We start from the raw sequence: 12,676 nt of genomic DNA, 5'->3' as shown, positions 1-12,676 counted from the left end.
GCGGCGCGGCGGGAGACTGAAAATGGCACTGGAACGGCAGATAAAATCATCGCCCCTACGCGGCCAGAGCCGCGCCGCCTGGCGCGGGTCCTGGCTGCTGGCCAGCACCGCGCTCAGTGCCGTGCTGGCGCATGCCGCACCGGCGCGCGCCCAGGGCCTCTCCTCCACCGCCACCCCGCAAGGCGGCGTGGTGGTGGGCGGCAATGCCAGCATCGCCCAGGCCACCGGCAGCACCACCATCACCCAGAGCAGCGACCGCGCCGCGATCAACTGGCAGAGCTATAATGTCGGCAGCAATGCGCAGGTCACCTACGTTCAGCCGTCGTCCAGCGCGGTGACCCTGAACCGGGTCGTCAGCCCGGACCCTTCCGTCATCGCCGGCCATATCAGCGCCAATGGCCAGCTGGTGCTGATCAATCAGTCCGGCGTGGTGTTCACCAAGGGGGCGGAGGTGAATGCGCAGGCGATCCTCGTCTCCACCTCCAACATCGCCGATTCCGACTTCATGGCCGGGAAGATGGCCTTCACCGGCACGCCCAATCCGGGGGCGAAGATCGTCAATGACGGCAAGCTGACCGCCGGCCAGGCCGGGCTGGTCGGGCTGGTGGCGCCGCAAGTGGCCAATAACGGCATCATCACCGCCCGGCTGGGCCAGGTGGTGCTGGCCGGGGCGGATGCCTTCACGCTGGATCTCTATGGCGACAGGCTGATCTCTCTGGATGTCACCAAGGCGGTGACGCAGGTGGATCTGAAGGGCAAAATCGTCCCGGCGCTGGTGACCAACAAGGGGCTGATCCTCGCCGATGGCGGCAAGATCACCCTCACCGCCGCCGATGCGGACGGGCTGATCTCGCAGCTCTTGCAGGTGGGCGGCACGCTGCGCGCCAACAGCGCCGCGGGGCGGAACGGCAGCATCTCGCTGCAGGCGGTGGGCGGGGGCATCAACATCGCCGGCAATCTGCTGGCACAGGGCAACGCGGTGGCCAGCACCGGCGGCAAGATCGAGGCGGTAGCGAGCGGCACGGTGGCGGTGGCCCCGCACGCTGTCATCGACGCCTCCGGTCAGGCGGGCGGCGGCACCATCGCGCTCGGCACCAACCTCGCCCGCGCCGCGCAGGGGGCGCGCGACAGTACCGCGCCGCGCGCCGCTGCGGTGAGCGTCGCCGCCGGGGCGCAGATCAAGGCCAATGCCATCAGCAAGGGCGATGGCGGCAAGGTGACGCTGCTGAGCAGCCAGAGCACCGCCCTGCAGGGCACCATCTCCACCACCGGCGGCACGCTGGGCGGCAATGGCGGCATCGTCGAGATTTCCTCCGACGGCGTCATCAGCCTTGGCGGCACGGTGTATGATACCGCGATCAACGGCCAGGCCGGCGAGATCCTGCTCGACCCGCAGACCCTGATCGTCACCAGCGACACCCTCACCAACGCCAACAGCAGTTCCAGCGGCCCTCGCAACAACCCCACCACCACTCTGGGTGACACGAACAGCAGCCCCACCACCTCCTACGTCAATCCAAACGATCTGGCGCTGTTAAACGGCACCATCGTGCTGGAAGCGGCGAAGCTGCTTTCCGTCGCCAGCGCGATCAATCTGTTTGTCGCCGACGAACTGAAGTTGGTCTCAAACCAGGATGTCAGCATCACCGCCAATATCTCGGCGCAGGGGTCGATCGAGATCGATGCCGCCGGAACGCTGAATATCGGCGCCTCGCTGAGCGGCACCACCATCACCCTGGCGGATAGCGGCAGCAGCAGCGTCATCGACATCAATGGCGTGATCTCTGGTACCGAATTGATCCTGAATGCCGGCGGCAGCATCGCCGAAGGGACATCGGGGGGAATCAGCGCGACCAGCCTGACTGGTTCAGTGCATAGCGACGCGCTGCTGGGCAACGGGCAGAACAGTGTCTCCAGCCTGTCGAATTTCAGCGCCGGCGGCACGTTCGATCTCGTCGATCAGACGGCTTTGCGGCAAAGCGGCACGCTCTCCGGCACGACGGTCACATTAAACGCCAGCAGCCAGACATTGGCTGGCGAGGTGGACGCGACGGCGCTGAGTCTGGCCGCGAGCGGCAAGATCAGCCAAGGCAATGGTGGGGTGCTGAATGTCTCCAGCCTCTCCGGCACCGGGGGCAGCATCGCGCTGACCGGCGGCGCCAACAGCATCGCCAGCGTCACCGGCCTGACCGCCGCCGGCGGGATCGATCTGCAGGACGCCCATGGCCTCGCCATCACGGGCAGCGTTGCCGCGGCGCAGATCACGCTCTCGGCGCCGACGCTGAGCCTGGCCGCGCCGGTCAGCGTCGCCGGGGTTGCCCTGCTGGACAGCGCCGGCACGCTCACCCAGAGCGCGCCCCTACGGGCGGGCACGCTCACCGGCAGCATCGGCGGCGATGCGCTGCTGAGCAATGGCGGCAATACCATCGGCACGCTGGCCGATTTCAGCGCCGGCGGCACGCTGGCACTGAGCGATGCCGGGGCGCTGAGCCAGACCGGCAATGTCAGCGCCAGCGCGGTGACGCTGAACGCCGCCGGCATGACTCTGGGCGGCAACATCTCGGCCAGCAGCGCGCTGGATCTGGCGAGCAGCTTCACGCTGGTCCAGAGCGGGAGCCTGACCGGCACCGATATCAGCCTCTCCGGCTCCAGCCTGGGGCTGGATGGCAGCATCACCGCGACCACCGTCACCCTCGCCACCACCGGGGCGATCAATCAGGCGGCAGGTGCGACGTTGAACGCCGCCAGCCTCACCGGCAGCGCCGGCACCTCGATCGCGCTGGGCGGGGCCAACAGCATCGCCACGCTCAGCACGCTGAGCGCCGGTGGCGATATCGCGCTGAATGACGCGCAATCCCTGACGCTGGCCGGGCTGGTGACAACCCCCGGCACCTTGACCCTCACCGATGGCAATGCGGTGGGTGAGAGCACCGGCAGCCTGGCCGTCGGCGGGCTGGCGGGCAGCATCGGCGGCGGACTGACTTTGGCCAACGCCAACAGCATCGCGGCCCTCGGCAGCCTGAGCGCCGCCGGCGATATCGCGATCGAGTCCGTGGCAACGATGACGCTGACCGGCCCGGTGAGCGCCGGCAACAGCCTGGCGCTGGTCACCGCCGGCCTGCTGGAAGGGACCGGCGGCAGCCTGGCGGCGGGGACGATCGCCATCGCCCCGTATAATGCCGGCACGCTCGATCTGGGCGGCACCGCGGTGGCGGGGTTGCAGCTTGCGCAGGCGCTGGTCAGCGCCTTTGACAGCCACGCGGTGGTGATCATCGGCGCCGCCAACGGGGTGCAGGCCAGCAGCATTTACAGCGAAGGCAACATCTCCTTCGCCAACGCGCTGGTGAGGCTGAACAGCAGCGGCGCGATCACCCAGACCGGCACGCTGGGCGGCCAGAATTTGGATCTGGCCGGCGGCACGGTGGCGCTGAATGGCAACATCTCTGCCGGCACCTTCACCGCCGACAGCACCGGCGGTCTGAGCCAGAGCGGCACGCTGAGCGGGGCTGCCGTCAGTCTCTCGGGCACCAGCCTCGGGCTGGATGGCAGCGTCGAAGCCAGCACGCTCACCCTCCAGAGCGCCGGGGCGATCAGCCAGGCGGCAGGTGCGACGTTGAACGCCGCCAGCCTCACCGGCAGCGCCGGCTCCTCGATCGCGCTGGGTGGCGCCAACAGCATCGCGGCCCTCGGCAGCCTGAGCGCCGCCGGCGATATCGCGATCGAGTCCGTGGCGACGATGACGTTGAACGGCCCGGTGAGCGCCGGCACCAGCCTGGCGCTGGTCACCGCCGGCTTGCTGGAAGGGACCGGCGGCAGCCTGGCGGCGGGGACGATCGCCATCGCCCCGTATAATGCCGGCACGCTCGATCTTGGCGGCACCGCGGTGGCGGGGTTGCAGCTTGCGCAGGCGCTGGTCAGCGCTTTTGACAGCCACGCGGTGGTGATCATCGGCGCCGCCAACGGCGTGCAGGCCAACAGCATTTACAGCGAAGGCAACATCTCCTTCGCCAACGCGCTGGTGAGGCTGAACAGCAGCGGCGCGATCACCCAGACCGGCACGCTGAGCGGCCAGGGTCTCGATCTGACCGGCAGCACGGTGGCGCTGAATGGCGATATCTCTGCCGGCACCTTCACCGCCGACAGCACCGGTGGCCTGAGCCAGAGCGGCACGCTGAACGGGGCTGCCGTCAGCCTCTCGGGCACCAGCCTCGGGCTGGATGGCAGCGTCCAAGCCAGCACGCTCACCCTCCAGAGCGCCGGGGCGATCAGCCAGGCGGCAAATGCGACGTTGAACGCCGCCAGCCTCACCGGCAGCGCCGGCTCCTCCATCGCGCTGGGTGGGGCCAACAGCATCGCCACGCTCAGCACGCTGCGCGCCGGTGGCGATATCGCGCTGAATGACGCGCAATCCCTGACGCTGGCCGGGCTGGTGACAACCCCCGGCACCTTGACCCTCACCGATGGCAATGCGGTGGGTGAGAGCACCGGCAGCCTGGCCGTCGGCGGGCTGGCGGGCAGCATCGGCGGCGGGTTGACTTTGGCCAACGCCAACAGCATCGCGGCCCTCGGCAGCCTGAGCGCCGCCGGCGATATCGCGATCGAGTCCGTGGCGACGATGACGGTGAACGGCCCGGTGAGCGCCGGCAACAGCCTGGCGCTGGTCACCGCCGGCCTGCTGGAAGGGACCGGCGGCAGCCTGGCGGCGGGGACGATCGCCATCGCCCCGTATAATGCCGGCACGCTCGATCTTGGCGGCACCGCGGTGGCGGGGTTGCAGCTTGCGCAGGCGCTGGTCAACGCCTTTGACAGCCACGCGGTGGTGATCATCGGCGCCGCCAACGGCGTGCAGGCCAGCAGCATTTACAGCGAAGGCAACATCTCCTTCGCCAACGCGCTGGTGAGGCTGAACAGCAGCGGCGCGATCACCCAGACCGGCACGCTGGGCGGCCAGGGCCTCGATCTGGCCGGCGGCACGATGGCGCTGAATGGCGATATCTCTGCCGGCACCTTCACCGCCGACAGCACCGGCGGCCTGAGCCAGGGCGGTACGCTGAGCGGGTCCGCCGTCAGCCTCTCGGGCACCAGCCTGGGGCTGGATGGCAGCGTCGAAGCCAGCACACTCACCCTCCAGAGCGCCGGGGCGATCAGCCAGGGGGCAGGTGCGACGTTGAACGCCGCCAGCCTCACCGGCAGCGCCGGCTCCTCCATCGCGCTGGGTGGGGCCAACAGCATCGCCACGCTCAGCACGCTGAGCGCCGGTGGCGATATCGCGCTGAATGACGCGCAATCCCTGATGCTGGCCGGGCTGGTGACGACCCCCGGCACCTTGACCCTCACCGATGGCAATGCGGTGGGTGAGAGCACTGGCAGCCTGGCCGTCGGCGGGCTGGCGGGCAGCATCGGCGGCGGGCTGACTTTGGCCAACGCCAACAGCATCGCGGCCCTCGCCAGCCTGAGCGCCGGCAGCGATATCGTGCTGAACGACGCCCAGGCGCTGAGCCTGGCCGGGCCGGTGACCACGCCGGGCACGCTGACATTGACCGATGCCGCCGCCGTCACCGAAGCGGGCGGCGCGGCGCTGTCGCTGGGCGGGTTGGCCGGGCAGATCGGCGCGGCCTTGTCGCTGGGCGGGGCCAACAGCATCGCCACACTCGCCAGCCTGAGCGCCGGCGGGGACATGCTGATCGCCAATACCGGCACGATCACGCTGAACGGGCCGGTGCGGGCAGGCAACAGCCTGGCCCTGGTCACCGCCGGCCTGCTCGAAGGCAATGGCGGCAGCCTGGCGGCGGGGACCATCGCCATCGCCCCGTATAATGACGGCGCCCTCGATCTCGGCGGCACCGGGCTGGCGGGGCTGCAATTATCGCAAGCCCTGGTCAGCGCCTTTGCCAGCGGCGCGGTGATCAGCCTGGGTGCCGCCGACGGCGCCACGGCCAACAGCATCCTCAGCGAGGGCGCGGTCTCCTTCGCCAACGCCCTCGTCGCCCTGAACAGCACCGGCGGGCTGACCCAGACCGGCAGCCTCAGCGCCAACAATCTGGCCCTCACCGGCACCAGCCTGGCGCTGAACGGCGAGATCAACGCCACCGCGCTGAGCCTGGCCGCGAGCGGCGCGATCAGCCAGACCGGCGGCAACGGGCTCACCCTCTCCAGCCTCTCCGGCACCGGCGGCAGCATCGCGCTGACCGGCGGCGCCAACAGCATCGCCAGCGTCACCGGCCTCACCGCCGCCGGCGGCATCGATCTGCAGGACGCCCATGGGCTCGCCATCACGGGCAGCGTTGCCGCGGCGCAGATCACGCTCTCGGCGCCGACGCTAAGCCTGGCCGCGCCGGTCAGCGTCGCCGGGGTTGCCCTGCTGGACAGCGCCGGCACGCTCACCCAGAGCGCGCCCCTACGGGCGGGCACGCTCACCGGCAGCATCGGCGGCGATGCGCTGCTGAGCAATGGCGGCAATACCATCGGCACGCTGGCCGATTTCAGCGCCGGCGGCACGCTGGCACTGAGCGATGCCGGGGCGCTGAGCCAGACCGGCAATGTCAGCGCCAGCGCGGTGACGCTGAACGCCGCCGGCATGACTCTGGGCGGCAACATCTCGGCCAGCAGCGCGCTGGATCTGGCGAGCAGCTTCACGCTGGTCCAGAGCGGGAGCCTGACCGGCACCGATATCAGCCTCTCCGGCTCCAGCCTGGGGCTGGATGGCAGCATCACCGCGACCACCGTCACCCTCGCCACCACCGGGGCGATCAATCAGGCGGCAGGTGCGACGTTGAACGCCGCCAGCCTCACCGGCAGCGCCGGCACCTCGATCGCGCTGGGCGGGGCCAACAGCATCGCCACGCTCAGCACGCTGAGCGCCGGTGGCGATATCGCGCTGAATGACGCGCAATCCCTGACGCTGGCCGGGCTGGTGACGACCCCCGGCACCTTGACCCTCACCGATGGCAATGCGGTGGGTGAGAGCACCGGCAGCCTGGCCGTCGGCGGGCTGGCGGGCAGCATCGGCGGCGGGCTGATTCTGGCCAACGCCAACAGCATCGCGGCCCTCGCCAGCCTGAGCGCCGGTGGCGATATCGCGATCGAGTCCGTGGCGACGATGACATTGAACGGCCCGGTGAGCGCCGGCACCAGCCTGGCGCTGGTCACCGCCGGCCTGCTGGAAGGGACCGGCGGCAGCCTGGCGGCGGGGACGATCGCCATCGCCCCGTATAATGCCGGCACGCTCGATCTTGGCGGCACCGCGGTGGCGGGGTTGCAGCTTGCGCAGGCGCTGGTCAGCGCTTTTGACAGCCACGCGGTGGTGATCATCGGCGCCGCCAACGGCGTGCAGGCCAGCAGCATTTACAGCGAAGGCAACATCTCCTTCGCCAACGCGCTGGTGAGGCTGAACAGCAGCGGCGCGATCACCCAGACCGGCACGCTGAGCGGCCAGGGTTTGGATCTGGCCGGCAGCACGGTGGCGCTGGATGGCGATATCTCTGCCGGCACCTTCACCGCCGACAGCACAGGCGGCCTGAGCCAGAGCGGCCGCCTCACCGCCACGGATGTGCAGCTGAGCGGGACCGATCTGGCGCTGAACGGCCAGATCGGCGCGACCACCCTCGATCTCGTGGCGAGCGGCGCCATCAGCCAGAGCGGCAGCAAGGGGATCGATGCCGCCACGCTCAGCGGCGCGGCGGGCAGTTCCATCGCCCTCACCGGCGGGCATAACAGCATCGCCGTCCTCAACAACCTGTCCGCCACTGGCAGTCTCGCCGTGCAGGACGCCGAGCCGCTGACCGTCACCGGGGGCGTCAGCGCGGCGCAGATCGCCCTGAGCGCGGCGGGGCTGGAGCTGGCCGGGCCGGTCAGTGCCAGCGGCGCGCTTCTGCTGGATGTCGGCGGTACGCTCAGCCAGACGGCGGCGTTGCAGGCCGCTACGCTCAGCGGCAGCATTGCCGGCGATGCGTTGCTGACCAACACGGCCAACCGCATCGGCACGCTGGCCGGCTTGACCGCCGGCGGCACGCTCGCGGTTGCCGATGCGACGGGGCTGATCGAAAGCGGCACGCTCAGCGGCGCCGCGGTGACGCTGAGCGCCAGCTTCCTGACCCTCGGCGGGAGCGCCTCCGCCACCGGCGCGATGCTGCTGGATATTGGCGGCACACTCAGCCAGATCGCGGCGTTGCAGGCCGGCACGCTGAGCGGCAGCATTGTAGGCGATGCGCTGCTGACCAACATGTCCAACCGCATCGGCACGCTGGCCGATTTCAGCGCCGGCGGCACGCTCGCGGTTGCCGATGCGACGGAGCTGAGCCAGACGGGGACGCTGAGCGGCGCCGTGGTGACGCTCAGCGCCAGCGGCATGACGCTTGGCGGGAGCATCGCCGCCACCGGCGCGCTGAGCCTGACCAGCAACGGCGCGTTGAGCCTTGCCAGCGCCGGCAGGCTGAGCGGCAGCGACGTTACGCTCAGCGCCGATGGCATGACCCTGGCTGGCAATGTTGTCGCCAGCAACGGGCTGGGGGTCAGCAGCACCGGTGGCCTAAGCCAGAGCGGCACGCTGAGCGGGACCGCCGTCAGCCTCTCGGGCACCAGCCTGGGGCTGGATGGCAGCCTCGAAGCCAGCACGCTCACCCTCCAGAGCGCCGGGGCGATCAGCCAGGCGGCAAATGCGACGTTGAACGCCGCCAGCCTCACCGGCAGCGCCGGCTCCTCCATCGCCCTGGGTGGCGCCAACAGCATCGCCAGCGTCACCGGCCTCACCGCCGGGCAGAGCATTCTGCTGGCCAGCACCGGCACCACCGGGATCACCGGGCCGGTGCAGGCCGGCGGCACCCTGACCCTGCAAGGTGCAGCGTTCGCGGAAAGCGGCGCCGGGGCGATCCGCGCCGCCGGGCTCACCGGCAGCGTGAGCGGCGGGCTGACGCTGGCCAACGCCAACAGCATCGCCACACTCGCCAGCCTGAGCGCCGGCAGCGATATCGTGCTGAACGACGCCCAGGCGCTGACCCTGGCCGGACTGGTGACCACGCCGGGCACGCTGACATTGACCGATGCCGCCGCCGTCACCGAAGCGGGCGGCGCGGCGCTGTCACTGGGCGGGCTGGCCGGGCAGATCGGCGCGGCCTTGTCGCTGGGTGGCGCCAACAGCATCGCCTCACTCGCCAGCCTGAGCGCCGGCGGGGACATGCTGATCGCCAATACCGGCACGATCACGCTGAACGGCCCGGTGAGCGCCGGCACCAGCCTGGCCCTGGTCACCGCCGGCCTGCTGGAAGGCAATGGCGGCAGCCTGGCGGCGGGGACCATCGCCATCGCCCCGTATAATGACGGCGCCCTCGATCTCGGCGGCACCGGGCTGGCGGGGCTGCAATTATCGCAAGCCCTGGTCAGCGCCTTTGCCAGCGGCGCGGTGATCAGCCTGGGTGCCGCCGACGGCGCCACCGCCAACAGCATCCTCAGCGAGGGCGCGCTGTCCTTCGCCAACGCCCTCGTCGCGCTGAACAGCACCGGCGGGCTGACCCAGACCGGCAGCCTCAGCGCCAATAATCTGGCCCTCACCGGCACCAGCCTCGCGCTGAACGGCCAGATCAACGCCACCGCGCTGGGCCTGACCGCGAGCGGCGCGATCAGCCAGACCGGCGGCAACGGGCTCACCCTCTCCAGCCTCTCCGGCACCGGAAGCAGCATCGCGCTGACCGGCGGCGCCAACAGCATCGCCAGCGTCACCGGCCTCACCGCCGCCGGCGGGATCGCCATCAACGATGCCGGCGCGCTCAGCGTCGCCGGCGGGATCAGCGCCGGCAGCAGCATCGCCCTCGCGACGCCGACCCTGGATTTGGGCAACACGCTGATCGGCCCGCATGTCAGCCTGGCGGCCGATACGATCAATGATGCAGGCGGCGCGATCCAGACCGGCAACGGCACCGTGGACATCTCGCCGCTGACCGCCACCCGCGCGGTGGATCTGGGCGGCAGCGCGGCGGGGCTGGATCTGTCCGGCACGCTGCTGGGGGCGATCTCGGCGGCGCGGCTGGATATCTCCACCCAAGGCAGCATCGTCGCCGATGGGGCCGCCAGCCTGTCGACGCCGCTGCTCTCCCTCTCCGCCAACGGCATAATCTTCGCCGGCACGCTGAGCCTGCCGGGCACGTTGGCGCTGGCCAGCGGCGCCGGCATCACCTCCACCGCCGGCAATGTGCTGAGCGCCAGCCTGCTGCAGCAAGGCGGGCAGATCATCGGCAATGTCGATCTCGGCCAAGGGGCCAGCAGCTTCGGCACGCTCGGCAGCTTCACGCTGGGCAACGGCGGCTTCGCCCAGGGCAGCGCCCAGACGCCGGGCAGCGGCAATTTCACCCTGGCCGACACCCAGGCGCTGACCATCACCGGCGCGATTTCGACCAGCGGCGGGCTGGTGCTGCGCAGCGCCGGCGCGATCACCCAGGCCAGCGCGCTCAGCGGCCAGCAGGTCAGCCTCACCGGCAGCACGCTCACGCTGGCGGCGCCGATCACCACCGGCACGCTGGCGCTCAGCGCCAGCAATGGGGTGAGCGAGAGCACGGGCAGCATCGACGCCACGCTGTTGAGCGGCAACATCAGCGGCGACGCGACGCTCGATGCGGCCGGCAACAGCATCGGCACGCTGGTGAATTTCAGCGACACCGGCACGCTGCGCCTGCGCGATGCCGGGGCCCTCAGCCAGGCCGGCAGCCTCTCCGCCGGCAATGCCATACTGACCAGCAACGGCTTGAACCTCTCCGGCAGCGTGCTGGTTCCCGGCACCTTGCTGCTGGCCAGCACCGGCAGCGTCCTGCAAAGCGGCGGGGCGGTGAGCGCGGGCACGTTGAGCAGCCTGGGGACCGTACAGGGCGATCTCATCATGGCCCAGCCGGGCAATCTGTTCCCGGTGGTGAATGATCTGGCGGCGACCGGCGCCATCGACCTGACCAGCGCCGCGGCGCTGGCGCAGACTGGCGCGCTGAGCGCCGGCACGGTGACGTTGACAGCGCCAAGCCTGGCCCTGAACGGCGTCCTCAATGCCGGCGGCGCCTTGCAGTTGAATGGCGGCAGCGCCAGCGAGGGCGGCAGCGCCGTGATCACCACCGCGCTGCTGACCACCGGGGCGGGCAGCCTGTCCGGCGGCGCGGTGCTCAATAACGGCGCCAACCGGATCGATCAGCTCGGCAATTTCACCGCCGGCGGCGGGCTGGCGATGGCGGATGCCACCCCGCTCGCCGTCAGCGGCCCGGTGGCGCTGGGCGGGACGCTGGCGCTGTGGGATGCCAGCAGCATCACCCAGACCGGCGGCAGCATCGCCGCCGCCGCCTTGACCAGCGATGGCGGCACCATCGGCGGCAACGCCCGCTTCGGCCAGCCGGGCAATCTGGTGCCGGTGCTGGGGCCGTTCGCGGCGACCGGCCTGCTGCAGCTGACCACCGGCACGCCGCTGACCTTGACCGGCGACATCACCGCCGGGCAGGCCCTCGACCTCGCCAGCGGCGGCGCCATCGGCCAATCCGGCGGGCTGGTCAGCACGCCGGTCTTCAATGCCGTCGCCAACGCGATCTCGCTGAGCGGCACCGCGATCACGCAGCTTGGCAATGTCACGGCGAGCGGCGATGTGAGCATCGCCAATGTCAACGAGCTGGCGGGGACGCTGAGCGCGCAGAACGCCACGCTGGGCGCCGCCGGCGGCTTCACCAGCAGCGGCACCGCGCGGATCGGCAACAGCCTGAAGCTGACCGCCAACGGCGCGATCCTGCAGACCGGCGGAGCGATCAGCGCCGCGACGGCGACGATCAGCGCCCCTTCGATCACCCTCTCCGGCGCCACCGACATCAGCGGCGCGCTGGCTTTGCAGGCCAGCGGCGAGATTCTGCACCTGGCGGGCAGCCTGAATGCCGGCACGCTGAGCGGCACCGCCGGCGAGCTGGCGAATTTCACCGGGCCGAGCGACATCGCCACGCTGGGCAGCTTCCTGATGCCGGGCGGAACCTTCCTGCTCAATGACAGCGCGCCGCTGACGCTGCTGGGCCCGCTGGTCGCCAATGTCGCCAGCATCACCGCCAGCGCCGCGCTGACGCTGGAGGGCAGCCCGGCCGGCGGCCTGTTCCTCAGCGGCTCCACCATCAGCAGCACGGCCACCCAGCCGCGCACCGGAATCGATTCCGTGCTGGCGGTGAGCGGCGACCCGTCGATCGTCTCGACCGGGACCTTCTATATCGATTCCGGGCCGAACCTCGCCGCCTATCTCGGCAATGCCAGCCCGGTCGCGGCCCTGTTCATGCGCATTGACGGGAGCGGCAGCATCGCGCTGGCGCCGACCCCGGGGCTGCTCGACGCGCCGAATACCGATCTGGTCCTGGCCAGCGGACCGGCCGGGGTGATCACCGGCAATGTCAACGTGCTGCATCTGGAAGTGGTGAGCGCGGCCTCGACGGACATGACCGGCTCGATCGGCAGCATCACCGGCCCGACCGCGGCCGGTAACGGCTCCGCCTTCCCCTTCCCGCAGCCGGGATACCGGTTCAATACCTGCCCGATCGGCTCGGTGAACTGCACCATTCTGCCCATCGCCGGACTGCCGCAGGCCAATCCGCTGCAGAATTTCGATCTCTCGCCGCGCAAGCGCAAGAGGCTGGACAAGAATGTGCCGCAGCCCGGGGTCGCGGCGCGCGATTTTTAAAAGAGG

General features: G+C 70.3%; 1 protein-coding gene. It reads left to right on the top strand.

What is annotated here, in order from left to right:
- Positions 1–22 precede the first annotated feature (22 nt).
- Positions 23–12,670 (top strand): two-partner secretion domain-containing protein, encoded by a 12,648-nt coding sequence (locus ACZ46S_RS13525; protein ID WP_464062128.1) that lies wholly within the window; start codon positions 23–25, stop codon positions 12,668–12,670.
- Positions 12,671–12,676 lie beyond the last annotated feature (6 nt).

Source organism: Acidocella aluminiidurans, assembly GCF_055383125.1.
This window is presented reverse-complemented; position numbering and strand designations above follow the sequence as displayed.

Excerpts from the sequence above, each read along its gene's own strand:
- ACZ46S_RS13525 (WP_464062128.1), top strand. The coding sequence starts at position 23 with ATGGCACTGGAACGGCAGATAAAATCATCGCCCCTACGCGGCCAGAGC.